This window comes from Pseudoxanthomonas sp. USHLN014 (genome assembly GCF_037153335.1).
Lineage (GTDB): Bacteria > Pseudomonadota > Gammaproteobacteria > Xanthomonadales > Xanthomonadaceae > Pseudoxanthomonas_A > Pseudoxanthomonas_A winnipegensis.
Window position 1 is genome coordinate 132,268 of sequence record NZ_JBBCKO010000008.1, and the last position, 26,033, is coordinate 158,300.

General features: G+C 70.5%; 21 protein-coding genes. 13 read left to right on the forward strand and 8 right to left on the reverse strand.

Going from position 1 to position 26,033, the window contains the following annotated elements; all coding sequences use genetic code 11:
* Positions 1-138: 138 nt before the first annotated feature.
* A complete protein-coding gene (locus WFQ05_RS14965) occupies positions 139-864 on the reverse strand; it encodes a GntR family transcriptional regulator (protein WP_337054396.1) in 726 nt (241 codons plus the stop codon).
* A gap of 177 nt (positions 865-1,041) precedes the next feature.
* Here WFQ05_RS14965 and WFQ05_RS14970 point away from each other — a divergent pair, with 177 nt between their 5' ends.
* Together WFQ05_RS14970 and WFQ05_RS14975 are read left to right on the forward strand one after the other, a co-directional pair.
* Complete coding sequence (locus WFQ05_RS14970; protein WP_337054397.1) at positions 1,042-3,063, forward strand: M3 family metallopeptidase; 2,022 nt, start codon at positions 1,042-1,044, stop codon at positions 3,061-3,063.
* Between the two features lie 556 nt (positions 3,064-3,619).
* The gene (locus WFQ05_RS14975) at positions 3,620-4,321 is read left to right on the forward strand and encodes a hemolysin III family protein (RefSeq protein ID WP_337054398.1); all 702 of its coding nucleotides are present in this window, start codon (positions 3,620-3,622) and stop codon (positions 4,319-4,321) included.
* Between the two features lie 12 nt (positions 4,322-4,333).
* On the opposite strand, the gene WFQ05_RS14980 is transcribed toward WFQ05_RS14975, so the two are convergent.
* The 4 genes from WFQ05_RS14980 to WFQ05_RS14995 are packed head-to-tail and all read right to left on the reverse strand — an operon-like array spanning position 4,334 to position 9,961.
* Positions 4,334-5,452 carry a hybrid sensor histidine kinase/response regulator gene (locus WFQ05_RS14980; protein ID WP_130525008.1) on the reverse strand — a complete coding sequence of 373 codons (1,119 nt, stop codon included), beginning with the start codon at positions 5,450-5,452 and terminating at the stop codon, positions 4,334-4,336.
* Complete coding sequence (locus tag WFQ05_RS14985) at positions 5,449-6,030, reverse strand: chemotaxis protein CheB (RefSeq protein ID WP_337054399.1); 582 nt, start codon at positions 6,028-6,030, stop codon at positions 5,449-5,451. Before WFQ05_RS14985 ends, WFQ05_RS14980 begins: the two co-directional genes overlap by 4 nt.
* On the reverse strand, positions 6,027-6,875 hold the full coding sequence (locus tag WFQ05_RS14990; protein WP_337054400.1) for a CheR family methyltransferase: 849 nt from the start codon (positions 6,873-6,875) through the stop codon (positions 6,027-6,029). The genes WFQ05_RS14985 and WFQ05_RS14990 overlap by 4 nt, the downstream gene beginning before the upstream one ends.
* Entirely contained in the window at positions 6,848-9,961 is a 3,114-nt protein-coding gene (locus WFQ05_RS14995) for a response regulator (protein WP_337054401.1), read from the reverse strand. The genes WFQ05_RS14990 and WFQ05_RS14995 overlap by 28 nt, the downstream gene beginning before the upstream one ends.
* Before the next feature lie 228 nt (positions 9,962-10,189).
* Between WFQ05_RS14995 and WFQ05_RS15000 the strand changes: the two genes are divergently transcribed.
* Complete coding sequence (locus WFQ05_RS15000; RefSeq protein ID WP_337054402.1) at positions 10,190-10,567, forward strand: response regulator; 378 nt, start codon at positions 10,190-10,192, stop codon at positions 10,565-10,567.
* 127 nt (positions 10,568-10,694) lie between these two features.
* Positions 10,695-13,016: a DPP IV N-terminal domain-containing protein gene (locus WFQ05_RS15005; protein ID WP_337054403.1), complete on the forward strand. Its 2,322-nt coding sequence runs from the start codon at positions 10,695-10,697 to the stop codon at positions 13,014-13,016.
* Positions 13,017-13,253: 237 nt separating this feature from the next.
* On the opposite strand, the gene WFQ05_RS15010 is transcribed toward WFQ05_RS15005, so the two are convergent.
* Complete coding sequence (locus WFQ05_RS15010; RefSeq protein ID WP_337054404.1) at positions 13,254-13,556, reverse strand: hypothetical protein; 303 nt, start codon at positions 13,554-13,556, stop codon at positions 13,254-13,256.
* Between the two features lie 311 nt (positions 13,557-13,867).
* Between WFQ05_RS15010 and dinB the strand changes: the two genes are divergently transcribed.
* The 6 genes from dinB to gph all read left to right on the forward strand — a co-directional run bounded on the left by dinB (position 13,868) and on the right by gph (position 21,911).
* Positions 13,868-14,968 carry a DNA polymerase IV gene (gene dinB, locus WFQ05_RS15015; RefSeq protein WP_337054405.1) on the forward strand — a complete coding sequence of 367 codons (1,101 nt, stop codon included), beginning with the start codon at positions 13,868-13,870 and terminating at the stop codon, positions 14,966-14,968.
* Positions 14,969-15,006: 38 nt separating this feature from the next.
* The gene (locus WFQ05_RS15020; protein WP_337054406.1) at positions 15,007-15,384 is read left to right on the forward strand and encodes a hypothetical protein; all 378 of its coding nucleotides are present in this window, start codon (positions 15,007-15,009) and stop codon (positions 15,382-15,384) included.
* 71 nt (positions 15,385-15,455) lie between these two features.
* Positions 15,456-16,727 (forward strand): TolC family protein, encoded by a 1,272-nt coding sequence (locus WFQ05_RS15025; RefSeq protein ID WP_337054407.1) that lies wholly within the window; start codon positions 15,456-15,458, stop codon positions 16,725-16,727.
* A complete protein-coding gene (locus WFQ05_RS15030; protein ID WP_337054408.1) occupies positions 16,724-17,713 on the forward strand; it encodes an efflux RND transporter periplasmic adaptor subunit in 990 nt (329 codons plus the stop codon). Before WFQ05_RS15025 ends, WFQ05_RS15030 begins: the two co-directional genes overlap by 4 nt.
* A gap of 194 nt (positions 17,714-17,907) precedes the next feature.
* On the forward strand, positions 17,908-21,090 hold the full coding sequence (locus WFQ05_RS15035; protein ID WP_337054409.1) for a CusA/CzcA family heavy metal efflux RND transporter: 3,183 nt from the start codon (positions 17,908-17,910) through the stop codon (positions 21,088-21,090).
* 170 nt (positions 21,091-21,260) lie between these two features.
* Positions 21,261-21,911 (forward strand): phosphoglycolate phosphatase, encoded by a 651-nt coding sequence (gph, locus tag WFQ05_RS15040; RefSeq protein ID WP_337054410.1) that lies wholly within the window; start codon positions 21,261-21,263, stop codon positions 21,909-21,911.
* Positions 21,912-21,915: 4 nt separating this feature from the next.
* On the opposite strand, the gene WFQ05_RS15045 is transcribed toward gph, so the two are convergent.
* Positions 21,916-22,269 carry a metalloregulator ArsR/SmtB family transcription factor gene (locus tag WFQ05_RS15045; protein ID WP_337054411.1) on the reverse strand — a complete coding sequence of 118 codons (354 nt, stop codon included), beginning with the start codon at positions 22,267-22,269 and terminating at the stop codon, positions 21,916-21,918.
* Between the two features lie 70 nt (positions 22,270-22,339).
* Here WFQ05_RS15045 and WFQ05_RS15050 point away from each other — a divergent pair, with 70 nt between their 5' ends.
* From WFQ05_RS15050 to WFQ05_RS15060, 3 genes are read left to right on the forward strand one after another with little or no spacing between them, the layout of a single operon-like run.
* Positions 22,340-23,224: an MBL fold metallo-hydrolase gene (locus tag WFQ05_RS15050; RefSeq protein WP_337054412.1), complete on the forward strand. Its 885-nt coding sequence runs from the start codon at positions 22,340-22,342 to the stop codon at positions 23,222-23,224.
* Positions 23,221-23,646: a YeeE/YedE family protein gene (locus tag WFQ05_RS15055; RefSeq protein ID WP_337054413.1), complete on the forward strand. Its 426-nt coding sequence runs from the start codon at positions 23,221-23,223 to the stop codon at positions 23,644-23,646. Before WFQ05_RS15050 ends, WFQ05_RS15055 begins: the two co-directional genes overlap by 4 nt.
* Positions 23,643-24,059, forward strand: coding sequence for a DUF6691 family protein (locus WFQ05_RS15060; protein WP_337054414.1), 417 nt, complete (start codon positions 23,643-23,645; stop codon positions 24,057-24,059). Before WFQ05_RS15055 ends, WFQ05_RS15060 begins: the two co-directional genes overlap by 4 nt.
* 54 nt (positions 24,060-24,113) lie before the next feature.
* Here WFQ05_RS15060 and btuB read toward each other — a convergent pair whose 3' ends face one another.
* The gene (btuB, locus tag WFQ05_RS15065; protein WP_337054415.1) at positions 24,114-25,991 is read right to left on the reverse strand and encodes a TonB-dependent vitamin B12 receptor; all 1,878 of its coding nucleotides are present in this window, start codon (positions 25,989-25,991) and stop codon (positions 24,114-24,116) included.
* Positions 25,992-26,033 lie beyond the last annotated feature (42 nt).

A 26,033-nucleotide genomic window follows, 5' to 3' on the forward strand; every position in this document is an offset into this window, starting at 1 on the left:
TCGCGCGAACCGAACGAAGAGCAGCGGAGCAAGCTCCGCTCTACAAGGGGGACGTGACGCGATCGGGAGAGGGCGTTGCTCGGACCAAAAGAAAGCGGAGTGCCGATCGCTCCGCGCTCACGCCTCACTCCGCTCCACTCACTCCCCGCTTTTGCGTCCGCGCGGCAGTGGCGCCGGCACGTTGAGCTTGCCGCCCGAGGCGACGTACTTGGCCAGGGCTTCGCCCTGACTGAGCAGGTGGCGGTGCATGGTGCGCTCGGCCTCGGCGGCGTCGCCGTTGCGGAAGCAGTCCATCAGCTCGCGGTGTTCGCTCAGCGACATCGCCATCCGCCCCGGCGTGAGCAGCTGGCGGCCGCGATGCATCTTGAGGATGCGGTGCAGGTCGTGGGTGACGCGGATCAGCCACGGGTTGCCGGCGTGTTCCTGCACCGCTTCGTGGATGAGGTAGTTGTTGCGGTAGAACTCGGCCATGTCGCCGCGCTCGGCGGCCGCCTCCATCGCCGCGTGCAGCGACTCTAGCCGCGCCAGGCCGTCGGCGTCGATCTTGCGCACCGCCTCGTAGGCGCAGCGGCCCTCCAGCATCGCCATGATCGGGAACAGCTCGTTGAGGTCTTCCAGCGTCAGCCGGGTCACCCGCGCGCCGCGGCCGGGTTCGATCTGCACCAGCCCCTCGGCGGCCAGCAGCTTGAGGCTCTCGCGCAGCGGGGTGCGGCTGATGCCCAGCTCCTGGGCCAGGGCGGGCTCGTCGATCCAGTCGCCCGGCGGCAGGACGTAGTCGTAGATCTTCTGCCGCAGCGCATCGGCCACTTCCTCGTACATGGGCACGCGCCGGCGGGAGCTGGACTTGTCGGGCGTCAGGGTCATGGACGGGTGCGGCGCTTGGCACGATGTGTCAGATCCGCATCTTAATCCCTGCGCAGCGGCGGCCGCGAACCGCAGCGGGCACCGCGACTCGCGCCGTATCATGGCGCGCTCGCGCTTGCCCTGCGGCCGGCGCGCCCCCAGATCGACCGCCTGCCCCATTCCCAGAGTGCCCCCGCCATGAATCCGCTGCTCGATTTCTCCGGTCTGCCCAAGTTCGATGCCATCAAGCCCGAGCACGTCGGCCCGGCCATCGACACGCTGCTGGCCCAGGCCGAGGCCGCGGTGAAGCAGGCCGAGACGGTCAGCCCGGTGACGTGGGAGAGCTTCGTGGTGCCGCTGGACGATGCGACCGAGCGCCTGTGGCGCGCCTGGGGCCAGGTCAACCATCTGCAGGGCGTGCTGAACTCGCCGGCGCTGCGCAAGGCCTACAACGACAACCTGCCCAAGATCACGCGCTTCGGCAGCGCGCTGGGGCAGAACCTGGCGCTGTTCTCGCAGTACCGCGCACTCGCGGAAGGCGCGGACCTGACCACCCTGGACGCCGCGCGCGCCAAGACCCTGGACAACGCGCTGCGCGACTTCCGCCTCGGCGGCGCCGAACTGCCGGACGAGGCCAAGGCGCGCTTCGCCGCGGTGCGCGAGGAGCTGGCCAGCCTGTCGGCCAAGTTCTCCGAGAACGTGCTCGACGCCACCGACGAGTGGGAGTTCTGGATCAAGGACAAGCAGCACCTGGCCGGGCTGCCGGCCGATGTGATCGCCGCCTGCCGCGCCGCGGCCAAGGCCGACGACGAACCGGGCTGGAAGTTCACCCTGCAGATGCCGTGCTATCTGCCGGTGCAGACCTATGCCGACGACCGCGCGCTGCGCGAGACGCTGTACCGCGCCTATGCGGTGCGCGCCTCGGAGGCCGGCGAGGAGAAGCTGGACAACTCGCCGCTGATCGACCGCATCCTGGCCCTGCGCGCCGAGCTGGCGCGGCTGCTGGGTTTCGCCTCCTACGCCGAGTATTCGCTGGCGACCAAGATGGCGGGCAGCCCGGCCGAGGTGCTGAGCTTCCTGCGCGACCTGGGCGCCCGCGCGCTGCCGTACGCCAGGCAGGACCGCGCCGAACTGGAGGCCTTCGCCCGGGATGAGCTGGGCCTGGAGACGGTCGAGCCCTGGGACCTGGCCTACGTCAGCGAGAAGCTCAAGCAGGCCCGCTACAGCTTCTCGGCGCAGGAGGTGAAGCAGTACTTCACCGAGGACGCGGTGCTGGCCGGGCTGTTCGGCGTGATCAAGGCGCTGTACGGCGTGGACGTGCTGCCCGACACCGCGCCGGTGTGGCATCCGGACGTGCGCTTCTATCGCCTGCAGGACGCCGATGGCGCGCTGGTCGGCCAGTTCTACCTGGACCTGTATGCGCGCGAGGGCAAGCGCGGCGGCGCGTGGATGGACGATTGCCGCAACCGTCGTCATCGCGCCGATGGCGAGCAGACCCCGCTGGTCTATCTGGTGTGCAACTTCGGCAAGGGCGTGGACGGCGGGCCGGCCACCTTCACCCACAGCGATGTGATCACCCTGTTCCACGAGATGGGCCACGGCCTGCACCAGCTGCTGACCGAGGTCGGCGAGCTGTCGGTGGCCGGCATCAACGGCGTGGAGTGGGACGCGGTGGAGCTGCCGAGCCAGTTCATGGAGAACTTCTGCTGGGAGTGGTCGCGCGTGCAGGGCATGACCCGCCACGCGGAGACCGGTGAGCCGCTGCCGCGCGCGCTGTTCGACAAGATGGTGGCCGCGCGCAATTTCCAGAGTGGCATGCAGACCCTGCGCCAGCTCGAGTTCGCCCTGTTCGACATGGAGCTGCACAGCGCCTTCGATCCCTCCAAGGAAGGAGTGATGGACCTGCTCGAGCGCATCCGCGACGAGGTGGCGGTCAACCGCGCGCCGAAGTGGGGCCGCTTCCCGCACGCCTTCAGCCATATCTTCGCCGGTGGCTATGGCGCGGGCTACTACAGCTACAAGTGGGCCGAGGTGCTGAGCGCCGATGCCTACGCGGCCTTCGAGGAAGCGCCCGATCAGCTGGCCGCCACCGGCGCCCGCTTCCGCGCCGAGATCCTCTCGCGCGGCGGCAGCCGCAGCGCGCTGGAGAACTTCACCGCCTTCCGCGGCCGCGAACCGCGCATCGACGCGCTGCTGCGGCATAGCGGGATGGCGGCTTGAGGGCAGGGCGGTCCCACACTTGATGGGGGAGCAACCGTCTCTCAGTTCAAGCCGCGGCCTTCTCGTAGAGCGGAGCTTGTGGCGATCCCCTCTTGGGGACTTCGCTCCGCTTCGTTCGGTGCGTGGGGACGGCCCCAGCGGAGCGAGCTCCGCTCTACAGGTGGGAGCCGCCCTTGTGGCCTTTTTGGCCAATGGCGGCGATGGGGCTTTCGCAGCGAAATCGAGCGACCTGGCCTCCACGATAGCCCCCACTACCGTCGTTCCCGCGAACGCGGGAACCCAGGGACTTTCGCACGGCGCATCAAAGCCACTGGATTCCCGCGTTCGCGGGAATGACGGCTTCGGAACTGCTTAAGAAAGCGCGAGCGCCCCAGGCGGCGCGCCGCAAGCTGAGACAGACCCCTCCCCTCACTCGCTAGCCGCGACTTCAAACTCCCCTTCGCTGCGCGAAAGGAAGGGGGCACATTCTTCCGTGGGAGCCGCCATGGCGGCGATGGGGCTTCTGCGGCAAGGCCTACAACGCGCGAAACGCCGCCCCGCGGCTTGCCTCATCCGCATGCGCGTATCCTGTCGATCCCCACGTTGCATCGATCCGCCCGTGTCCGCGTCTTCGTCTTCCGTACCGCATTACCAGACCGCTGGCGCGCGTCGCGCCGACCTGATCGTCCATGTCGCCGGGCTGGCGCTGGCCATCGGCGGCGGCGCGGCCATGCTCTGGCGCGCGGCGGCCAACGAGGCGCTGCTGCTGGCCACCTGCGTCTACGCGCTGGGGCTGCTGGTGATGTTCGCCTGCTCGGCGGCGTACAACTTCGCCGCGCCCGCGCGGCAGCCGGTGCTGCGCAAGCTCGATCACGCCGGCATCTTCGTGATGATCGCCGGCTCATACACGCCGCTGCTGGTGCTGGCGCTGTCCGGCGCCTGGCGCTGGTCGATGATCGGCGTGGTCTGGGGCGTGGCGCTGTTCGGCGTGTTCGCCAAGCTGTGCCTGCCCGGGCTGGGCAAAGGCTTCTGGGTGGCGATCTATCTGCTGCTGGGCTGGGTCGGCATGGTCGCGATCAAGCCGATGGTGGCCGGGCTGCCGACGGCGGTGCTGTGGCTGATCGCCGCCGGTGGGCTGATCTACACCATCGGCGTGGGCTTCTACGTGCGCAAGTCGATGGTCTACAACCGCGCGCTGTGGCACGCCCATGTGCTGGGCGGTGCGCTGGCGCACTGGGCGGCGATCTGGCTGTGCCTGCGGCCGCTGCCGGCGGCCTGAAGGCGGGGTTTTTCAGCGGTTGCGGCGCGAGAGCAGGGCTTCCATCACGACCTTGCCGTCGGCGTTGCGCGCGCTGAGCAGGCCGCCGTGGGCGCGCACGAACTGGTCGGCGATGTACAGGCCCAGGCCCAGGCCGCTGCTGGCGCTGAAGCGGCCCTTGAACGGCTCGAACAGCCGCGGCAGCAGCTCGTCGGAAATCGCGCCGACATTGCTCACCATCAGCCGCACGTGCGCGTTTTCGCTGCCGTCCAGGCTCACCTCGACCGGCTCGCCGCCGCCGTGCTCGAGCGCATTGCCCAGCAGGTTGGAGAGGATCTGGGCGTAGCGGTCGGCGTCGACGTCGGCCACCAGATCGCCGGTGCAGGTCAGGCGCAGCACGCTGCCGGGCTTGGCCTGGCGGAATTCCTCCACCGCGCCGGCGGTCAGCGGCTGCAGGTCCTGCGCGACGAAGCTCATGCGCAGGCCGCGGGTGCGGATGCGCGAGAAGTCCAGCAGCTGTTCGACCATGCGCGCCATGCGCCGTCCGCTGCTTTCCAGGAAGCCCAGCGTGCGCTGCGCCGAGGCGTCCGGTGGCAGCTCCACGCCCAGCTTCTCCGCGCACAGCAGCACCACCGAAAGCGGCGTGCGCAGGTCGTGGGTGAGCACGGCGGTCATGGTCTCGTTGAGCTCCAGCGCGCGTTCCAGCTCGGCGTTGCGGCGCGCCAGCAGGCGGCGCTGCTCGTAGAGCTCGACGAAGATCTGCACCTTGCCCAGGATCACGTGCGTCTCGATCGGCTTGTGCAGGAAGTCCACGGCGCCGGCCTCGTAGCCCTTGAACGCGCGCAGGGGATCGTTGGGCGAGGCGGTGAGGAAGATGATCGGTACCTGCCGGGTGCGCTGCGAGCCGCGCATCAGCTCGGCCAGGGCGAAGCCGTCCATCTCCGGCATGTGCACGTCCAGCAGCGCCAGGGCGACCTCGTGGGTCAGCAGCAGCTCCAGCGCCTGCGCGCCGGAGGAGGCGCACAGGATGTTGAGATCGGCGCGGCGCAGCAGCGCCTCCATCGCGATCAGGTTCTCCTGGACGTCGTCGACGATCAGCAGGTTGATCGGCTCGCCGGTCGGCGCGTCCTGGGGCGTGAGATTGAGATTCATCGAGAAAGGGCCGAGAGGTGGTGGCAGAGTTCTGCCAGGGAAAGAACGGCGTCCGCACCGGCGCGGGCCAGGGCCGAGGCGGGCATCAGCGGTGAGGACGCATCGGCCGGGGTCTGGATCCAGGCGGTGCCGCCGGCGCGGCGCACCGCGGCCACGCCCTCGCTGCCGTCGCTGCTGGCGCCGGTGAGCAGGATCGCCAGCAGGCGCGGGCCGAAGACCTCGGCGGCGGTCTCGAACAGCGGGTCGATCGCCGGCCGCGAGAACAGCACCGGCTCGTCCAGCGACAGCGCCACATGGCCGGCGTCCTCGACCAGCAGGTGATAGTCCGGCGGGGCGATCAGCACCTGGCCGGCGCGCAGTGGCTGCTTGTCCTGCGCCTCGTCCACCTCCAGCGCGCAGTGCGCGCCGACGATCTGCGCCACCTTGCTGGGCCGGTCGCGCGGCAGGTGCAGCACGATCAGCACCGGCTGGCTCAGCATGGCCGGCAGGCTGGCCAGCAGCGTCTGCAGCGCCATCACGCCGCCGGCCGAGGCGCCGATGACGATGGCATCCAGGTCGTGGCCGCTGGGCAGCTTCATGCGGCCTTCCGGTACAGGCGCTGCTCGCGGCTGACCACCTCGAACGCGCCGGCATGCGGCCCGAACTGCAGCGACTCCTTGCTGCCAAGGCCAAGGAAGCCGCGATGCACCAGCGCCTCCTGGAACAGCCCGATCGCGCGGTCCTGCAGGGCGCGGTTGAAGTAGATCAGCACGTTGCGGCACGACACCAGGTGCACCTCGGAGAACACCGTGTCGGTGGCCAGGCTGTGGTCGGCGAAGACCACGTTGCGGCGCAGGCTGCGGTCGAACACCGCCCCGTTGTAGGCGGTGGTGTAGTAGTCGGCCAGCGAGCCGCTGCCGCCGGCGTCCAGATAGTTGCGGCTGAACAACGCCAGCCGCTCGATCGGGAAGATGCCGGCCTCGGCCTGGGCCAGCGCCTCGGTGTTGATGTCGGTGGCGTAGAGGATCGTGCGCTCCAGCAGGCCTTCCTCGCGCAGCAGGATCGCCAGCGACCAGACCTCCTCGCCGGTGCTGCAGCCGGCCACCCACAGCTTGATCGAGGGATAGGTGCGCAGCACCGGCAGCACCTGCGTGCGCAGCGCGGCGAAGTAGGCCGGGTCGCGGAACATCTCCGAGACCTGCACGGTGAAGTACTGCAGCGACTGGGCGAACAGCGCCGGGTCGTGCAGCAGCCGGTGCTGCAGCTGCGCCACCGTGTCGCAGTCCAGCCGCGACATCGCATGGCGCACGCGCCGGCGCAGCGAGGACATGGCGTACTGGCGGAAGTCGTAGTGGTAGCGCCGGTAGATCGCCTCCAGTAGCAGCGACAGCTCCAGATCGAACAGCTCGGCCTCGTTCACTGCCGCGAGCACCACACCCGGCACAGCGAGACCAGCTTGTCCACGTCGATGGGCTTGGCGATGTAGTCGTTGGCGCCGGCCTCCAGGCAGCGCTCGCGATCGTCGGCCATGGCCTTGGCGGTCAGGGCGATGATCGGCAGGTGCTGGTGGCGGCGCTGCTTGCGGATGTGCCGCATCGCGGTCAGCCCGTCCATCTCCGGCATCATGATGTCCATCAGCACCAGGTCCACCTCCTTGTCCTGCTCCAGGCGCTCGACCGCCTCGCGGCCGTTGCGCGCGATCTCCAGCTTCACCCCGAGCGGCTCGAGCACGCTGGACAGGGCGAAGATGTTGCGCACGTCGTCCTCGGCCAGCAGGATCGTACGCCCGTCCAGCACCGCGTCGCGCTTGCGCGCCTCGCGCAGCAGGCGCTGCTGGTCGCTGGGCAGCGAGGCCTCGACGCTGTGCAGGAACAGGGTCACCTCGTCCAGCAGCCGCTCCGGCGAGCGCGCGCCCTTGATGATGATGCTCTTGGAATAGCGGCGCAGGCGCTGCTCCTCCTCGCGGGTCAGCGCGCGGCCGGTGTAGACGATCACCGGCGGGAACGCCCCGGACTCGCGCTCGCCCATGCGCTCGAGCAGGTCGTAGCCGCTGCCGTCGGGCAGCGCCAGGTCGGTGACCATGCAGTCGAAGGTCACCGCGGCCAGCTGTTCCATCGCCTCGGCGATGCTGCCCACCGCGGTGATGTCCAGGCCCTCGTGGGCGAGCAGGCGGCGCAGGTTCTCGCGCAGGTTGCGGTCGTCCTCGACGATCAGCAGGCGGCGCATGTTGCGCTCGCTGGTCTGCTCCAGCTGGCGGATCGCCGCCACCAGCCGCTCGCGCGTGGCCGGCTTGAGCAGGAAGCCCACCGCGCCCAGTTCCAGCGAGACCTGCGCGCGCTCCTGCGCGGACATCACGTGCACCGGGATGTGGCGCGTGGCCGGGTCGCGCTTGAGCTGTTCGAGCACGCTCAGGCCGGAGATGTCGGGCAGGCCGACGTCCAGCAGCACGCCGCTGGGCTGGATCTGCGGCGCCAGGGCGATGGCCTCCTGCGCCGAGCCGGCCACCACGCAGTCGAAGTCCATGTCGTGGGCCAGCTCGACCAGCGCCTGGGCGAAGGCGGCGTCGTCCTCCACCGCCAGGATCGCGCGGCCGGGGCGGGTGCGGCGGTCGCGGTCGTCGAACGCGCTCGGCGCCGGCGCTGGCGTGGCGCTCGCGGCTGGGGCGGGCGCCGGCGCAGCGGGCGCGGGCGTCGCGGCCGCGCGCACGGCAGGCTCGGGCGCGCGCGGCGTCACCGGCGTGTCGGGCGTCTGCGGCGCGCATTCCACCGGCAGCTCCAGGATGAAGGTGCTGCCGCGGCCGGGCTCGCTGTCCACGGTGATGGTGCCGCCCATGCGCTGGGCCAGATCGCGCGAGATCGACAGCCCCAGGCCGGTGCCGCCGAAGCGGCGCTGGGTGCTGCCATCGGCCTGGCGGAAGGCCTCGAAGATCACCCCGGTCTGCGCCTTGGCGATGCCGATGCCGGTGTCGCTGACCACGAAGCGCACCCGGCCCACGCCATGCCCCTGCACGACCAGGGCGACGTGGCCGTGCTCGGTGAACTTGACCGCGTTGGCCAGCAGGTTCTTGAGCACCTGCTGCAGGCGCTGGGCGTCGATGGTCAGCCGCTCCGGCGCGCCGGGCTCGGCGCGGATGTCCAGCCCCAGCGCCTTCTGCGCGGCCAGCGGCTCGAAGGTCTCGCGCAGGCGCACCAGCAGCGGCGCCACGGCGATGTTGTCCTCGGACAGCTCGACCTGGCCGGCCTCGATCTTGGACAGGTCAAGGATGTCGTTGATCAGCGCCAGCAGGTCGTTGTTGGACGAGTGGATGGCCTGGGCGTACTTGATCTGCTCGGCGCTGAGCGTGCCCTCGCGGTTGTCGGCCAGCAGCTTGGCCAGGATCAGCGAGCTGTTCAGCGGGGTGCGCAGCTCGTGGGACATGTTGGCCAGGAACTCGGACTTGTACTGCGAGGCGGCCTCCAGCTCCTTGCCGCTGCGCACCAGCTCGTCCTGCGCGGCCAGCAGCGAGCGGCGCTGCTCTTCCAGCTCGTGGGTGCGCTCTTCCAGGTGCACGTTGATCTGTTCCAGCTCGGCCTGCTGCTGCTCCAGGTTGGCCTGGGACTGCTGCAGGCTGCGGCTCTGCTCCTCCAGCTCCTCGTTGGCCACGCGCAGCTCTTCCTGCTGGGCCTGCAGCTCCTCGCTCTGGCGCTGGGTCTGCTCCAGCAGCTCGACCAGATCGGCGCGCAGCTGCGCGGTGCGCAGGGCCACGCCGATGATGTCCATGCAGCGCTCCAGCAGGGCCAGGGCGCGGCCGTCGCTGTGGGCCACGCCGCTGCGGCCCAGTTCGATCGCGCCGACCACGCGGCCATCGGCGGTGACCGGCGCCAGCATCAGCTCGCCCGGCGCGCTGCGGCCCAGGCCGGTCTGGATCTGCACGTGCGAAGCATCGACGGCGCGCAGCTGGCGGACCTGCTTCAGGCGCACCGCTTCGCCCAGCTGGCCCTCGCTGGCGGGAATCTCGCTGGCCATGCCGGCCGGCAGCGCGATGCCGCCGCTCAGTACCAAGCGCTCGCCGAGCAGGCGGTACAGCGCGCCGACGTGCGCACCGGTGGCCTGGCACAGCGCGCCCAGCGCGTGCTGGGCCAGCTCCTGCGGCGACAGGTCGCCCTGCACGGCCGCGGCCACCGCGGTCTGGCGCTCCTGCAGCCACAGCGCGCGCTGGGCGGACATGCGCGCGCGGATGCCCTGCATGGTGATCATGCCCATGCCCAGGAAGCACAGGCCGCCGAAGGTGCGATTGACCGCCGAGAACGAGGAGTTGGTGCTGGCCGGGGCCACCTGGAAGCCGATCGCCACCAGCACGCAGGCCAGCACCGCCACCAGCAGCGGCACGCGCGGGCGCGACTGGAAGTTGGTGATCGCCACGGCGAAGAAATGGACCAGCCAGACCGCATAGCCCAGCGGCGTCACCAGCTCCAGGCCCAGGGTAAGGATCAGCAGGCCGGCCGCGGCGGCCCAGATCCAGGCGTCCCGCGAGGTGTTGGAGATTTGCATGGTGCGCGTACGGCTGGAAAAAAGACCCCCGATGGTAGCCGAGATCACGCGCAGATCACGTGCAGCGCCTGCGCCGCCGCGCGGCCTCCACGCGGCCTTCACATGGCGACTTCGAAGAATGCCTGTGCCCGCCTCGTCGCCTCGCTGCGCGTTCCGGCGGGCGACGCTGTGTCATCCTGCCGGGTCGTGCCGTCCCGCTTCTCTCGCTCCCTTCCCGGTGTTATTCCCATGTCCAAGCCGCTGCGCATTCTCTTTGTCGAAGATCAGGCCGACCTGCGCGAGCTGATGTCCGACGTGTTCGTGCAGATGGGCATGGAGGTGGTCACGCTGGCCGACGCCGCCGCGGCGCTGGAGCTGCTGGCCGAAGGGCCGCAGGTCGACGTGCTGTTCACCGACGTCTACATGCCCGGCCAGATGAGCGGCGCCGAGCTGAGCATGCGTGTGGCCCAGCGTTGGCCGCAGGTGCGCATCGTGCTGGCCTCCGGCCATGCCCGCCACCAGCTGCCCGAGCTGCCGCCGGGCGTGCAGTTCATCCAGAAGCCCTACAGCCTGCAGCAGGCCGCGCGCCTGATCCGCGGCGAAGCGCCCAGCAACCAGGCCGCCTGAGCCGGCGCCCGCGCCGGGCGTAGGACCTTCGGCAGGGGAGGGCGGACCGCCGGGGCGGTAGGATCACCGGTCCGTGCGTGGCCGGGCTGGTGCCCGGCGCGCTTCACCTGATTGCCTGGGGATCCGCATGCTCCTGAAATCCACCGCCCCGCGCCTGCTCGGTGCCTTGGCCCTGGCCGCGTGCGCGGCCGGCGCCTGGGCGCAGACGCCGACCGTGTCGGCCGCCGACTACGCCCGCGCCGGCGCGCTGATGTTCGCCCAGCCGCTGGTCGACCACGCCGTCACCCGCGTGACCTGGCTGGACGACACGCACTTCGTCTATACCGACCACGACGCCAGCGGCGACCGCCTGCTGCAGACCGACACGGCCACCGGGACCACCGCGCCGCTGTTCGACGCCAAGGCGCTGGCCGCCTCGCTCAACACGCTGCTGGAGACCAAGGACAAGCCGATCAAGGCCGACAAGCTGGGCATCCGCGGCATCGCCCTGACCGCCGACGGCCGCTACCGCTTCGCCATGCGCGGCACCGAGGTGGTCTGCGACGCCAGCGCCAAGTGCGCCAAGGTCTACGCCAAGCAGGACGCCGAGCCCGGCGCCCTGTCGCCGGACAAGAGGTCCGAGGCCTTCATCCGCGACTGGAACCTGTGGGTGCGCGACCTGGCCACCGGCAAGGAGACCCAGCTGACCACCGATGGCGTCAAGGACTACGGCTACGCCACCGACAACGCCGGCTGGAAGCACACCGACAGCGCCATCGTCGAGTGGTCGCCGGATTCGCGCAAGATCGCCACCTTCCAGCAGGATCAGCGCAAGACCAGCGACATGTACCTGGTCAGCACCAAGGTCGGCGCGCCCAAGCTGGAGGCGTGGAAGTACCCGCTGCCCGGCGACAAGCACGTGACCATGATCGAGCGGGTGATCATCGATGTGCCCACCCGCCAGGTCACGCGCCTGAAGATGGAGCCGGACCAGCACCGCTCCACGCTGTGCGACGACATCAGCTGCGGCCCGGACGGCGGCTGGGACGATGTGAAGTGGGCGCCGGACAGCAAGACCGTGGCCTTCGTGTCGACCTCGCGCTTCCACAAGGACGCCTGGTTCCGCATCGCCGACGCGGCCACCGGCGCGGTGCGCACCGTGTTCTCCGAACACGTCAAGACCCAGTACGAGAGCGGCAACGGCACGGCCAACTGGGCCTATCTGCCGGCCAGCAACGAGGCGGTGTGGTTCTCCGAGCGCTCCGACTGGGGTCAGCTGTACCTGTACGACCTGACCACCGGCAAGCTCAAGCACGCCATCACCACCGGTGAGGGCAACGTCACCGAGATGCTCAAGGTCGATCCGGCCACGCGCACGGTGTGGTTCCGCGGCGTCGGCCGCACCCCCGGCCTGAATCCGTATTACCAGCAGTTCTGGAAGGTCAGCCTGGACGGCGGCGCGCCGACCCTGCTCACGCCCGAGCCGTCCGACCACACCGTGGCGCTGTCGCCCGACGGCAAGCTGTTCGTCGATGCGTACTCGACCACCACCGTGCCGCCGGTGACCGTGCTGCGCAGCGCGGCCGACGGCAAGGACGTGGCCCAGATCGCCAAGGCCGACATCACCCGCCTGAAGGCCGCCGGCTGGGTGCCGCCGGAGCCGTTCACGGTCAAGGCGCGCGACGGCAAGACCGACCTGTACGGGATCATGTTCAAGCCGTCCAACTTCGATCCGTCCAAGAAGTACCCGATCGTCAACTACATCTATCCCGGTCCGCAGACCGGCTCGGTGCGCGGGCGCAGCTTCCTGGCCGCGCACGGCGACAACCAGTCGCTGGCCGAACTGGGCTTCATCGTGGTGGCCATCGACGGCATGGGCACGCCGTGGCGCTCCAAGTCCTTCCACGACACCTGGTACGCCGACATGGCCGACAACACGCTGCCCGACCAGGTGGCCGGCATGAAGGAACTGGCCGCGCGCTATCCGTGGATCGACCTGTCGCGTGCCGGCATCTGGGGCCATTCGGGCGGCGGCAACGCCTCCACCGCGGCGATCCTGCGCTATCCGGACCTGTTCAAGGTGGCCTGGTCGGAGAGCGGCAACCACGACAACCGCGGCTACGAGGACGACTGGGCCGAGCGCTACCAGGGCGAGCTGATCGTCGGCAAGGACGGCAAGAGCAACTACGATGCCCAGGCCAACCAGTCGCTGGCCGGCAACCTCAAGGGCCATCTGATGCTGGTGCATGGCACGCTCGACGACAACGTGCCGCCGTACCTGACCCTGCTGGTGGCCGACGCGCTGATGAAGGCCAACAAGGACTTCGACATGCTGATGATCCCCAACGCCCGCCACGGCTATGGGGCGATGACGGCCTATGTCGCGCGCCGTCGCTGGGATTACTTCGTGCGCTACCTGGCCGGCGGCACGCCGCCGGCGCAGTACGACCTGCAGATGCCGAAGGATTGATTGCGAGCGGTTGATCTTCGCGCTGCCGATCGTGTTCTAGAGAGGCCGGGTCCTGCGAAGGATCCGGCCCTTCTCTTTTTTCAGATCGTCATTCCCGTGAAAGCGGGAATCCAGGGACGTCGCGCTTAGCTTCTGTTGGTGCCTTGAGATTCCACCGTAAGTCACGGCGAGAGGCAGGCCCCAAAAGAAACGCCGGTGCAAAACCGGCGCTTCTCTTCATCCCTTCCGTCGAACGGATCAGGTCTTCGACTCGAGCGGAAGCAGGCTCACAGGCCGGGTTTGCCCGATCAGGATCTCCTGTCCGTTCTGGTCCTTGACATGCAGGCGGGTGCGCTGCGCTTCGGCGGTACTCGGCTGCCCTTCACATCGCTCCATGCACATCTCCAGCTTGGTCTCGCACTGATCTTCGGGATTGCCACTGGACAGACACTGCCCGTACGCCATGTTGCACACGGCGACACACGACGCCTCCGCCTTTCCGGGGGTGAGTGAGAGGGCGGTGCCAACCGCCAGCGCGGCTCCAACGATGATTGCTTTCATCCGTCAATCTCCTTTTGGTGGGAATCATTCCCGCTGCAGTTCTAGCACTGCCGAGCTGTCGCTGGCGCAACCGTCATCACGGTCTCGTCGCGATACGAATGCTCACCCGACTTGGCCACCATGAGCGAACAGTTCCGGACGTCCGCAATGTAAATCGCGACTCCCGTGCGAGCGAACGATTGATCGCGACGCAACACCCAATCCCGCCCGCATATCGTCCCGCCCGACGACAGCCAGACAGATCAAGCGCTGCGTCATTTCAACGTTTCCGGTGGCCTGCCCCACCGGCCGCGCGCGATACTGCGCGTCCCATGCGCAAGATCCTCCACATCGACATGGATGCCTTCTACGCATCGGTCGAACAGCGCGACGACCCGTCCCTGCGCGGCAAGCCCGTGGTGGTGGCCTGGCGCGGCGCGCGCTCGGTGGTGTGCGCGGCCAGCTACGAGGCGCGTGTGTTCGGCGTGCGCTCGGCCATGCCGGCGGTGCGCGCGGAGCGGCTGTGCCCAGATGCGGTCTTCGTGCCGCCCGACTTCACCCGCTACAAGGCCGTCTCGCGGCAGGTGCGCGAGATCTTCCTGGCCCATACCAACCTGGTCGAGCCGCTGTCGCTGGACGAGGCCTACCTGGACGTGACCGATCCCAAGATCGCCTCGCCCAGCGCCACGGCTACCGCGCAGGCGATCCGCGCGCAGATCTTCGAGACCACGCAGCTGACCGCCTCGGCGGGCATCGCGCCCAACAAGTTCCTGGCCAAGATCGCCTCGGACTGGAACAAGCCCAACGGCCAGTACGTGATCAAGCCGGCGCAGGTCGAGGCGTTCCTGACGCCGCTGCCGGTCGGGCGCATCCCCGGCGTGGGCAAGGTCGCCGAGCAGAAGCTGGCCGAGCTGGGCATCACCACGGTCGGCGAGCTGCGCGCGTGCTCGCTGGAGGAGCTCAGCCTGCGCTTCGGTCGCTTCGGCGCGGCGCTGCACCGGCGCGCGCGCGGCATCGACGAGCGCCCGGTGGAGCCGGACCAACCAGTGCAGTCGATCTCGGCCGAGGACACTTTCGCCGTGGACGTGCCGCTGGAGGAGCTGGACGAACCGATCGTGCGCATGGCGGCCAAGGCGTGGGCGGCCACGCGCAAGACCCCGCGCATCGGCCATACCGTTGTGCTCAAGCTGAAGACCGCGCAGTTCCGCATCCTCACCCGCAGTTTCACGCCCGAGGCGCCGCCGGCCTCGCTGGAAGCCTTCACCCGCATCGCGCTGGCCCTGCGCGAACGCGTGGACCTGCCCGCCGACACGCGCTATCGCCTGGTCGGCGTGGGCCTGTCGGGATTCCGCGAGCGCGAGGAGGTGGCGGTGCAGGGCGCGCTGTTCGACCACGATCTGGCGCCCGCGGGCGATGACAAACCGGCCATGTGATTGTTTAACGCGCGGCGCGCGCACTAGCATCGGCGCCCATGTCGTTGCGCATCGTCCCTCGCTGCCTGTGCTGGCTGCGCCTGCCGGCGCTGGCCGTGCTGCTGCTGGCTGTGCTGGCCAATCCGGTGCTGGCGGCGGTGGGCGATCTGCATGAAGCCACGCGCGGCAGCGCCGCGCACCTGCATCAGGCCGACGAGCACGCGCTGGCCGCCGACGCGGACGATGCCGACGATGCGGGCGATCTGCTGCATGCGCTGATGCATGCGGCGCATTGCTGCGGCCACCTGACCGCGATCCCCTCGCAGTTCGCGCTGCTGCCGATGGCGGCGGTGCGTGCGGCCCCGCAGGCGCGTGCGGGCCTGCCCGCGCGTTCCCACACCCCGAGCCTGGCGCTGCGTCCGCCGATCGCGGCCTGACGATCCCTCGCCCGCGGCGCCCGTAAAGGCTGCGCCGCGGGGATTCGTCATCGCCCTTTCGGAGATTCCCCATGTGGTTACGACTGGCGGCATTGGCCGCCTTCGCGGCCGTGCCCTGCGCGTTGGCGCAGGACCGGCCGCCGGCTCCCCTGAGCCTGGACGAGGCGCTGCGGCGCGTGTCCGACACCCATCCCCAGCTGCGCCTGATCGACGGCGAGCGGCCCGTGCTGGAGGCGCGCCGTGACGCCGCCGCGCTGGCGCCGGCGACCAGCCTCGGCGTGGAACTGGAGAACGCGCTGGGCAGCGGCCAGGCCCGCGCCATCGACAGCGCCGAGCTGACCGTCTCGCTGTCCGGCGTGCTCGAACGCGGCGGCAAGCTCGACGCGCGCCGTGCGCTGGCCCAGGCCAACCTGGACGCGCTGGCGCCGCGGCGCGAGGCCGCCCGCCTGGACGTGCTGGCCCAGGTTGCCCAGCGCTACCAGGCCATCGCCCTGGCCCAGCGCGCGCTGGCCATCGCGCAGCTGGACATCGACCAGCGCCGGCGCGCCGTGCAGGCGGCGCAGGCGCGGCTGCAGGCCGGCGCCTCGCCCGAGTCGGTGCTGCTGACCGCACAGGCGCAGCTGGCCCAGGCCGAACTGGACCGCGACCGCGCGCTGGCCGCCGGCCAGGCCGCGCGCCGCCAGCTGGCCACGCTGTGGGGCCAGCGCGAGGCCGACTTCGACGCGGTCAGCGGCGATCTGGAGGCCCTGCCGCGGCTGGAATCCTTCGACGCCCTCAGCCGTCTGCTCGAACGCACGCCGGAGCTGGCCATCGTCGCCGGCCAGGCGCGCGTGAGCGAAGCGCAGCTGCGCCTGGCCATCAGTGCGCGCAGCGCCGATGTGCAATGGCAGCTGGGCGTGCGCCGCCTGCAGGACGCGGGCGACACTACGCTGGTGGCGGGCTTCAGCCTGCCGCTGGGCGGCGCGCGGCGCGCCGAGCCGGAGATCCGCGCAGCCCAGGCCGAGCTCGCGGTCAGCACGCTGCAGCGCGACGCGGTGCTGCTGCAGCTGCATGCGACGCTGGCCGAGGCGCACGGTCGCTACCTGACCGCGCAACTGGAGACACAGCGCCTGGCGCGCGACGTGCTGCCGCGCCTGCAGCAGGCCGAACGCGCCGCCGAACGCGCCTGGCGCGCCGGCGCCATCAGCTACCTGGAATGGGCGCAGCTGCAGGCCCAGCGCGTGGAGGCGCTGCGGCGCCAGCTCGACGCCGCCGCGCAGGCCCAGACCGCCCTCGTCGAACTGCAGCGCCTGACCGGGCAACCGGTGGTGGCACCCCACGCTGCGCAGGAGACCACACCATGAACACGCATTCCTCTCTCTCGCGCTGTCTGCTGCTGTTCGGCACGCTGCTGCTGGCCGCCTGCGGCAAGGACGCGACGCCGGCCGTCGCGACGGACGATCACGCGCAAACCGCCGCCCGCGACGAACACGCCGATACGCCGCAAGGTGCGCGGAAGGACGCCGAGGCCGACAGCACGGTGATCCCCGCGGACATCGCGCGCGAAGCCGGCATCCGCGTGGCCCCGGCCGGGCCGGGCACCATCGCCGACGCGCACGAGGTGCAGGGCGTGCTGACGCCGGTCGATGGCCGCATCGCCCAGGCGACCGCGCGCTTCCCCGGCCCGGTGCGCAGCCTGCGCGCCAACGTCGGCGATCGCGTGCGCGCCGGGCAGGCGCTGGCCAGCATCGAAAGCAATCTCAGCCTGACCTCCTACACCGTCAGTGCGCCGATCGGTGGCGTGATCACCGCACGCAGCGCGCAGCTGGGCGGAGTGGTGGGTGAGGGCGCCGCGCTGTTCGAGATCGCCGACCTGTCCACGCTGTGGGTGGACCTGCATGTCTTCGGCAGCGACACCCAGCACATCACCGCCGGCGTGCCGGTCACCGTGACCCGGATGACCGATGGCGTCAGCACCCGCACCACGCTCGAACGCGTGCTGCCCGGCACGGCCACGGCCAGCCAGAGCACCGTGGCGCGCGCGCTGCTGCGCAACGACGACGGCCTGTGGCGCCCGGGCGCGGCGGTGAAGGCGCGCATCGTGGTGGCCACCACGCCGGCGGCGCTGGTGGTGCCGCTGGCCGCGCTGCAGACGCTGGAGGGGCGGCAGGTGGTGTTCGTGCGCGACAGCCAGGACCGCTACGTCGCCCGCGCGGTCGAACTGGGCCAGCGCGACGCGACCCAGGCGGCCGTGCTCTCCGGGCTGAAACCAGGCGAGCAGGTCGTGGTCGAGCAGAGCTACGTGGTCAAGGCCGATCTCGGCAAGGCGGGGGCCGGCCATGCGCATTGAGGCTGCCTTGAACGCCGCGCCTAACGCTCGGCCGTTCCCTTCGTTGCCGCGCACGCGGCAATCCAGCGCCTTCGCGCTCGACGGGACGACATCGCCACATCACGGGCGTCCCGCGTGCGCGCAGATGACGCCGATGCAGGCGATGGCGTCAGTCGCACGAGGCACGTCCGGCACGGTCCCAGGAGGACGCCCCCATGCTTGAGTCCATCCTGCGCCTCAGCATCGCCCACCGCTGGCTGGTCCTGGCGCTGACCGGCGTGCTCATCGCCGTCGGCGCCTGGAGTTTCACAAAGCTTCCCATCGACGCCACGCCGGACATCACCAACGTCCAGGTGCAGATCAACACCGCCGCGCCCGGCTACGCACCGCAGGAGGCCGAGCAGCGCATCACCTTCCCGGTGGAGACGGCCATGGCTGGCCTGCCCGGCCTGGAGCGCACACGCTCGCTGTCGCGCTATGGGCTTTCGCAGGTGACCGTGTCCTTCGTCGATGGCACCGACCTGTACTTCGCCCGCCAGCAGGTGGCCGAACGCCTGCAGCAGGTGCGCGCGCAACTGCCCGAGGGCCTGGACCCGCAGCTGGGGCCCATCGCCACCGGCCTGGGCGAGATCTTCGCCTACACCGTCGACGCCGCGCCCGATGCGCGCAAGCCCGATGGCAGCCGCTACACCGCCACCGATCTGCGCACGCTGCAGGACTGGGTGATCCGCCCGCAGCTGCGGACCGTGCCCGGCGTGACCGAGGTCAACACCATCGGTGGCCACGCGCGGCAGATCCACGTCACGCCCGATCCGGCGCAGCTGCGCGCGCTCGGCCTGACGCTGGAGGACGTCGTGCAGGCGCTGCGCGTCAACAACCGCAATGTCGGCGCCGGCTACATCGAGCGCAACGGCCAGCAGCTGCTGGTGCGCATCCCCGGCCAAGTCGAGGGCATCGAGCAGCTGGGCGACATCGTGCTGGCGCGGCGCGAGGGCGTGCCGATCCACGTCCACGATGTCGCCCGGGTCGCCGAGGGGCCGGAGCTGCGCAGCGGCGCCGCGACCCAGGACGGGCACGAGGTGGTACTGGGCACGGTGATGATGCTGGTCGGCGCCAACAGCCGCAGCGTGGCGCGCGCGGCGGCCGAGAAGCTCGAGGTCGCCCAGCGCAGCCTGCCGCCCGGCGTCACCGCCACGCCCACCTACGACCGCACCGCGCTGGTCGAACGCACCATCGCCACGGTCGCCAGGAACCTGGTGGAGGGCGCGCTGCTGGTGATCGTGGTGCTGTTCGCGCTGCTGGGCAATCTGCGCGCGGCGCTGATCACCGCCGCGGTGATCCCGCTGGCGATGCTGTTCACCCTGACCGGCATGGCCCGCGGCGGCGTGTCGGCCAACCTGATGAGCCTGGGCGCGCTGGACTTCGGCCTGATCGTCGATGGCGCGGTGATCATCATCGAGCACTGCCTGCACCGCTTCGGCCTGCGCCAACGCGAGCTGGGCCGCGTGCTCACCGACGAGGAGCGCTTCGAGGAAACCGCGCGCGCCAGCGCCGAGGTGATCCGGCCCAGCCTGTTCGGCCTGGGCATCATCACCGCGGTCTATCTGCCGATCTTCGCGCTCACCGGCGTGGAGGGAAAAATGTTCCACCCCATGGCCATCACCGTGGTGCTGGCGCTGAGCGGGGCGATGCTGCTCTCGCTCACCTTCGTGCCGGCCGCCATCGCGCTGTGGCTGGGGGGACGCGTACGCACCGGCGAGAACCGGGTGATGGGCTGGCTGCGGCGAGGCTACGTGCCGCTGCTGGACGCCAGCCTGCGCCATGGCCGCGTGGTCGCCTTCGCCGCGCTCGCGCTGGTGGCGCTGTGCGGTGCGCTGGCCACGCGGCTGGGCAGCGAGTTCGTGCCGCAGCTGGACGAAGGCGATATCGCCATGCACGCCATGCGCATTCCCGGCACGTCCCTGAGCCAGTCGGTGGACATGCAGCAGCGGGTGGAGAAGCGGGTGCTGGCCTTCCCCGAGGTCGCGCGCGTGTTCTCCAGGATCGGCACACCGGAGGTCGCCTCCGACCCGATGCCGCCCTCGGTGGCCGATACCTTCATCATGCTCAAGGACCGCGCGCAGTGGCCCGATCCGCGCAAGTCCAAGGACGCGTTGATCGGCCAGATCCAAGCCGCGGTGCAGGCGCTGCCGGGCAACAACTACGAGTTCACCCAGCCGATCCAGATGCGCATGAACGAGCTGCTCTCCGGCGTGCGCGCCGACGTGGCCGTCGCGCTGTACGGCGACGATCTGGACACGCTGCGCCAGGTCGGCGCGCGCATCGAGGCGGTGGCCCGCGGCGTGCCGGGCGCGGCCGACGTGCGCCTGGAGGAGACCGAAGGCCTGCCGCTGCTTTCCGTGCTGCCCGATCGCGCCGCGCTGGCCGGCTACGGGCTCAACGCCGGCGACGTGCAGGACACGGTGGCCACGGCGATCGGCGGCGAGGTGGCCGGCCAGCTGTTCGAGGGCGATCGCCGCTTCGACATCGTCGTGCGCCTGCCCGAGGCGCTGCGCGGCGACTCGGCCGCGCTGGCCGATCTGCCGATCTCGCTGGTCCCGGCGCTGGCCGGCGACGACGCCGACGAGGCCGGCCGCGTCGGCGGCTGGAACACGCCACGCACGGGCGCCGCGCCGCGCACGGTGCCGCTGCGCGAGCTGGCGCGCCTGGAGATCAGCGAAGGCCCCAGTCAGATCAACCGCCAGGACGGCAAGCGCCGCATCGTCGTCACCGCCAACGTGCGCCAGGGCGACCTGGGCAGCTTCGTGCAGCGCCTGCGCGAGGCGGTCGATGCGCGGGTCGAGCTGCCGACCGGCTACTGGATCAGCTACGGCGGCAGCTTCGAGCAGCTGGCGTCGGCCAGCCGGCGGCTGGCGATCGTGGTGCCGGCGACGCTGGCGCTGATCTTCGCGCTGCTGTTCTGGGCCTTCGGCAATGCGCGCGATGCGGCGGTGGTGTTCACCGGCGTGCCGCTGGCGCTCACCGGCGGCGTGCTGGCGCTGGCAATGCGCGGACTGCCGCTGTCGATCTCGGCGGGCATCGGCTTCATCGCGCTGTCCGGCGTGGCCGTGCTCAACGGGCTGGTGCTGGTGAGCTTCGTGCGCGATCTGCGCGGGCGCGGCGTGGCGCTGGCCCAGGCGGTGCGCGAGGGCGCACTCGGCCGCCTGCGCCCGGTGCTGATGACGGCGCTGGTGGCCTGCCTGGGCTTCGTGCCGATGGCGTTCAACACCGGCGCCGGCAGCGAGGTGCAGCGGCCGCTGGCCACGGTGGTGATCGGCGGCATCGTGTCCTCGACGCTGCTGACCCTGCTGGTGCTGCCGCTGCTGTATCGCTGGGCGCATCGGCGCGAGGCGGTGTAAGGCGGCGTTCGGGCTTTGCCCGACGTGTGGCCCACGGCCGCCGTCGCCGCCCGCAGGCGGCGGCGGGCGGTTGCTGGGGCCTTGTGGCGCCGACGCCGGGGCCCGGCTTGAACGCCGCGCTACGCGTCGGCGGCTAACATGCCGCTCCCCTTCGTCGCGTGGAGCGCACCGTGTCCTTTCCCTACCCGCTGGTGATCTTCGACCTGGACGGCACGCTGGTGGACAGCGCGCCGGACATCGCCGAGGCGGTCAACCGCACGCTGACCGACTGGAAGCTGCGGACCTTCGACCTGGCGCAGATCACCAACTGGATCGGCGAGGGCTCGCGCCAGCTGATCACCTACGCCATGCGCGCGGCCGGCAGCGATGCCGACATCGACGCGGTGATGCCCGGCTTCCTCAAGCACTACGGCGATACCGCGCTGGATGGCCAGCTCTATCCGGGCGTGGCCGACACGCTGGCGGCGCTGCACGGGCAGGGCGTGCGGCTGGCGGTGTGCACCAACAAGCCCGAGCAGTTCGTGCGCCCGCTGCTGGAGGCGCGCGGCGTGCTGGGCTTGTTCGATGGCATCGTCGGCGGCGACACGCTGGCCCAGCGCAAACCCGCGCCCGAGCCGCTGTGGCACCTGGCCACGCAGTTCGGCGTGGAGCCCGCCAAGAGCCTGATGGTGGGCGATTCGGAAAGCGATGCGCTGGCCGCGCACAACGCGAGCGTGCCGCTGGTGCTGCTGCGCTACGGTTATCGCAAGCAGTACGACCTCGACGCCGCCGGCGCGGTCGCGGTGCTCGACACCTTTCCCGAACTGCTCGCGCTGCGCTGAGGGTTCAGCGACGGCGCGGGCGCTGCGCTTTTTCGGCAGGCATGCAATAGGCCGCATGCAGCGCCTGCATCACGCCCAGCGCCGGGCTGTCGAGCAGGCGGTAGAAGATGGTCTGGGCCTCGCGTCGGGTGTCCACCAGCTCGGCCTGGCGCAGTACTGCCAGGTGCTGGCTCAGCGCCGACATCGACAGGGCGCTCTTGGCCTGCAGTTCGCCCACCGAAGCCTCGCCCTCCACCAGCCGGCACAGCACGCGCAGCCGCGCCGGATGCGCCAGCGCCTTCAGCAGCGCGCTCGCGGCCTGGGCGTGGCTGGCCATCGCGGCGGCATCCAGCGCAGGCGAGGGCAGGCGGGCGGGCATGGGCTTGACCTTTCGTTTTCGATGCGTCTAATTTAGATAAATCTAAAATACGACGCAACGGGAGTTTCGGATGTCACCGGCATCTTCCTCGCCGCAGGTCCAGCCCTTCCACGATCCGGCCACCGGCACGCTCACCTATGTCGTGCGCGATCCGCACAGTCCGGCGGCGGTGGTGATCGATCCGCTGCTGGATTACGACGCCAACGCCGCGCGCACCTCCACCGCCTCGGCCGACGCGCTGCTGGCCTGGGTGCGCGAACAGGGGCTGGACGTGCTGTGGATCCTGGAGACCCACGCCCACGCCGACCATCTCAGCGCGGCCGGCTATCTGCGCGATGCGCTCGGCGCGGGGATCGCCATCGGTCGCGGCATCGTCGGCATCCAGGCGCGCTTCAAGGCGCTGTTCGGCCTGGGCGATGAGTTCGTGGCCGATGGGCGCCAGTTCGATCGCCTGCTCGACGACGGCGACGTGCTGCAGGTGGGCGCGCTGACCGTGCGCGTGCTCGCCACGCCGGGCCACACGGAGGACAGCCTGAGCTATGTGATCGGCGATGCGGCCTTCATCGGCGACACGCTGTTCGCGCCGGCCTCGGGCACGGCGCGCACCGATTTTCCCGGCGGCGATGCGGCGCAGCTGTACGCCTCGATCCAGCGCCTGCTGGCGCTGCCGGAGGACACGCGCCTGTTCCTGTGCCACGACTATCCGGCGCAGGGCGCCGCGCCGAAGGTCGAGGTTAGTGTCGCCGAGCAGCGTGCGCACAACCTGCATGTCGGCCAGGGCGCGAGCGAGGCCGACTTCGTCGCCCGCCGTCGCGCGCGCGATGCGGTCCTGCCGGTGCCGCGCCTGCTGCTGCCGGCCCTGCAGGTGAACATCCGCGGCGGTCGTCTGCCGCCTGCCGAGGAGGACGGGGTGGCCTATCTGCGCCTGCCGCTCAATCGGCTGGGCGTGCAATGAGCCTGGAGTGGAGCGGCGCACTGGCCGGCGGCGTGCTGATCGGCCTGTCGGCCAGCGCGCTGCTGTGGCTGACCGGGCGCATCGCCGGCGTCAGCGGCATCGCCGGGCGCGCGCTGCTGGCGCCCGGCGAGGGCCTGGCCTGGCGGCTGGCCTTCCTGGCGGGGCTGATCTGCATGGGGGGTCTGGCGCTGCATGCGCTGCCATCCGCACAGCCCACGCGCGCGGGCTTTCCGCCGTGGCTGCTCGTCGTGGCCGGCCTGCTGGTCGGGGTCGGCACACGCATGGGCAATGGGTGCACCAGTGGTCACGGCGTCTGCGGGCTGGCGCTGCATTCGCGTCGCTCGCTGGCCGCCGTTGCGATGTTCATGGCGGTGGCGATGGCGGTGACCTTCCTGGTGCGGCATGTATGGAGTGGTCCATGAATCGGCAGGTCTGGGCCGCGGCGGCCTGTGGCGCGCTGTTCGGCGTCGGCCTGGTGGTCTCGGGCATGACCGATCCGCAGCGCGTGCTGGGCTTCCTCGATGTCGCCGGGCACTGGGATCCGCGTCTGCTGTTCGTCCTGGGCGGCGCGGTGTTGACCAGCGGCGCGCTGTTTCCGCTGATCCGGCGACGTCAGGCACCGGTGTGCGTGCCGTCGTTCTCGCTGCCGGCCGCACGCGCGATCGATCGTCCGCTGTTGCTGGGCGCCGCGCTGTTCGGCGCCGGCTGGGGGCTGGCCGGCTACTGCCCCGGCCCCGCGCTGGTCGGCCTCGGCGCCGGCATCGGCGAGGCGCTGTGGTTCGTGCCGGCCATGCTGGCAGGCATGGCGCTGCACCGGCTGCTGGCGCGAGCATAAAAAAAGCCGGCGCAACGCGCCGGCTCTTCTCTGCAAACCTTCCTGGGCGAAGGCTTACTGCCTGGCCTGCCAGCGCACGCTGACGGTGTACTCGCGGCCGGGCTGGTTGTACCACTGGACGGTCTCGTAATCCTTGTCGAACACGTTGGCGGCCTTGGCCAGCAGCGTCCAGTCGCGCGACAGGGCGTACTCCAGGCGCACGTCCATCGTGCCGTAGCCGGCCAGGCGCTCGGTGTTGGCCGCGTTGTCGTAGCGCTTGCCGGCGGCGTTGCCGGTCAGGCCCAGGCGGAAGTCGCCGATCGCATAGTCCAGGTCCAGGCGCGCGGTGTCGCGTGCGCGGCGCGCCAGCCACTTGTCGTGGTTGGCGCCGTCGCCGTCGTCGCGCGCATCGGCGTGGCTGAGCTGGGCGTTGATGTCCAGCCCGGCCAGGGTGACGAAGCCGGTCAGCTCGGCGCCGCGGATCCTGGCCTTGTCCACATTGACGATGTTGAAGGCCGTGTCGTAGCCGATCAGGTCCTCGATGCGGGTCTCGTAGGCGTTGAAGGTCCAGTTCCAGCCCTGACCGTACTGCGCCAGGCCAAGGTTGAGCGACTTGCTCTTCTCCGGCTTGAGGTTCGGATTGCTGAAGCCCGGGTAGTACAGGTCGTTGAAGTTGGGCGCCTTGAAGCCGGTGCCCGCGTTGGCGGTGAACTTGAAGCCGTTGCCGAAGCCGAAGCCATAGCCCAGGCTGCCGGTGGTGTGCGAGCCGAACTGTTCGTTGTCGTCGTTGCGCACCGAGGCCTGCAGCGCGTGCGCGCCGAAGCTGCCCTGGTACTCGGCGAACACGCCGGTGTTATCGCGCGCGTCGATGTCGTAGGGCGTGGTGCTGGTGACGCGGTCGTTCAGCCAGTCCACGCCCAGGGTGAAGGTCTGGCCTTCGGCGAAGCGGTAGTCGCCCTGCGCCGAGGCGGTGTCGCGGCGGGTGTCGAAGGTGCTGACGAAGCTGCGCGTGCCGGTATCGGCATCGGCGAAGTAGTTGTCGGCCTGGTCGTCGTTGCGGCCGGCCTGCACGGTCAGCTGGAACGCTTCGCTCGGGTTCCAGCGCAGCTTGCCGCCGGCCACGCGCTGCAGGCTCTTGGCCTCGTTGCCGCCGAACAGGGTGCCGTCGTATTCGTTGTAGCTGTCGGCGTTGAGGAAGTTGCCCTCCAGCGCCAGCGTGTCGGTGACGTCGATCCCGGCGCGCAGGCCGAAGGAGGTGTTGCGGTAGCCGTCGCGGTCCGGCTCGTCGGCGTAGCAGCCGGCGCCGAAGGGATGGGCCGCATCGCCGGCGGTGCCGCGGCAGGCGTTGATGCCGTCGGTGTCCTGGTAGCCGCCGTTGGCCGACAGCCAGCCGCGTTCGCCGCGATAGCTGAAGCCGGCGCTGTGGTCGCGCAGGCCATGGCTGCCGAAGCCGGCCTGGGCGTAGGTGGTCAGGCCCTTGCCGCCGCTGCGAGTGAAGATCTGGATGACGCCGCCGATGGCTTCGGAGCCGTACAGGCTCGAGCGCGGGCCGCGCACGATCTCGATGCGCTCGATCTGCGACACCGGCAGGTCCTGGAACGCGGCCAGCCCTGCGGTGACCGAGCCGATGCGCACGCCGTCCACCAGCACCAGCACGTGATCCGATTCGCTGCCGCGCAGGAACACGCTGGTCAGCTTGCCCGGCCCGCCCTGGTTGGCGATGTTGATGCCGGCGCGGCCGGCCAGCAGCTCGGGCAGCGAGGTCGCCTGGCTGCGCTCGATCTCCTCGCGCGAGATGACCTGCACGGGGACCAGGCTGTCCTGGACGGCGACTTCGGTGCGCGTGGCGGTGACGCTGATCTGGTCCAGATCGGTCGCGTCGTCGGCGGGCCGCGCCAGGGCGGTGGCGGAAAGGCTCAGGCCGATGGCCAGGCAGAGCAGGGTGGTCTTCATGTGGGGAACTCCGTCGCGCGCCTCGCACGTGCAAGGCAGGAA

What these genes read in the sequence shown, in the direction of transcription:
- WFQ05_RS14965 (WP_337054396.1), bottom strand. Translation starts at nt 864, where the DNA reads ATGACCCTGACGCCCGACAAGTCCAGCTCCCGCCGGCGCGTGCCCATG.
- WFQ05_RS14970 (WP_337054397.1), top strand. Translation starts at nt 1,042, where the DNA reads ATGAATCCGCTGCTCGATTTCTCCGGTCTGCCCAAGTTCGATGCCATC.
- WFQ05_RS14975 (WP_337054398.1), top strand. Translation starts at nt 3,620, where the DNA reads ATGCGCGTATCCTGTCGATCCCCACGTTGCATCGATCCGCCCGTGTCC.
- WFQ05_RS14980 (WP_130525008.1), bottom strand. Translation starts at nt 5,452, where the DNA reads ATGAATCTCAATCTCACGCCCCAGGACGCGCCGACCGGCGAGCCGATC.
- WFQ05_RS14985 (WP_337054399.1), bottom strand. Translation starts at nt 6,030, where the DNA reads ATGAAGCTGCCCAGCGGCCACGACCTGGATGCCATCGTCATCGGCGCC.
- WFQ05_RS14995 (WP_337054401.1), bottom strand. Translation starts at nt 9,961, where the DNA reads ATGCAAATCTCCAACACCTCGCGGGACGCCTGGATCTGGGCCGCCGCG.
- WFQ05_RS15000 (WP_337054402.1), top strand. Translation starts at nt 10,190, where the DNA reads ATGTCCAAGCCGCTGCGCATTCTCTTTGTCGAAGATCAGGCCGACCTG.
- WFQ05_RS15005 (WP_337054403.1), top strand. Translation starts at nt 10,695, where the DNA reads ATGCTCCTGAAATCCACCGCCCCGCGCCTGCTCGGTGCCTTGGCCCTG.
- WFQ05_RS15010 (WP_337054404.1), bottom strand. Translation starts at nt 13,556, where the DNA reads ATGAAAGCAATCATCGTTGGAGCCGCGCTGGCGGTTGGCACCGCCCTC.
- dinB (WP_337054405.1), top strand. Translation starts at nt 13,868, where the DNA reads ATGCGCAAGATCCTCCACATCGACATGGATGCCTTCTACGCATCGGTC.
- WFQ05_RS15020 (WP_337054406.1), top strand. Translation starts at nt 15,007, where the DNA reads ATGTCGTTGCGCATCGTCCCTCGCTGCCTGTGCTGGCTGCGCCTGCCG.
- WFQ05_RS15025 (WP_337054407.1), top strand. Translation starts at nt 15,456, where the DNA reads ATGTGGTTACGACTGGCGGCATTGGCCGCCTTCGCGGCCGTGCCCTGC.
- WFQ05_RS15030 (WP_337054408.1), top strand. Translation starts at nt 16,724, where the DNA reads ATGAACACGCATTCCTCTCTCTCGCGCTGTCTGCTGCTGTTCGGCACG.
- WFQ05_RS15035 (WP_337054409.1), top strand. Translation starts at nt 17,908, where the DNA reads ATGCTTGAGTCCATCCTGCGCCTCAGCATCGCCCACCGCTGGCTGGTC.
- WFQ05_RS15045 (WP_337054411.1), bottom strand. Translation starts at nt 22,269, where the DNA reads ATGCCCGCCCGCCTGCCCTCGCCTGCGCTGGATGCCGCCGCGATGGCC.
- WFQ05_RS15050 (WP_337054412.1), top strand. Translation starts at nt 22,340, where the DNA reads ATGTCACCGGCATCTTCCTCGCCGCAGGTCCAGCCCTTCCACGATCCG.
- WFQ05_RS15055 (WP_337054413.1), top strand. Translation starts at nt 23,221, where the DNA reads ATGAGCCTGGAGTGGAGCGGCGCACTGGCCGGCGGCGTGCTGATCGGC.
- WFQ05_RS15060 (WP_337054414.1), top strand. Translation starts at nt 23,643, where the DNA reads ATGAATCGGCAGGTCTGGGCCGCGGCGGCCTGTGGCGCGCTGTTCGGC.
- btuB (WP_337054415.1), bottom strand. Translation starts at nt 25,991, where the DNA reads ATGAAGACCACCCTGCTCTGCCTGGCCATCGGCCTGAGCCTTTCCGCC.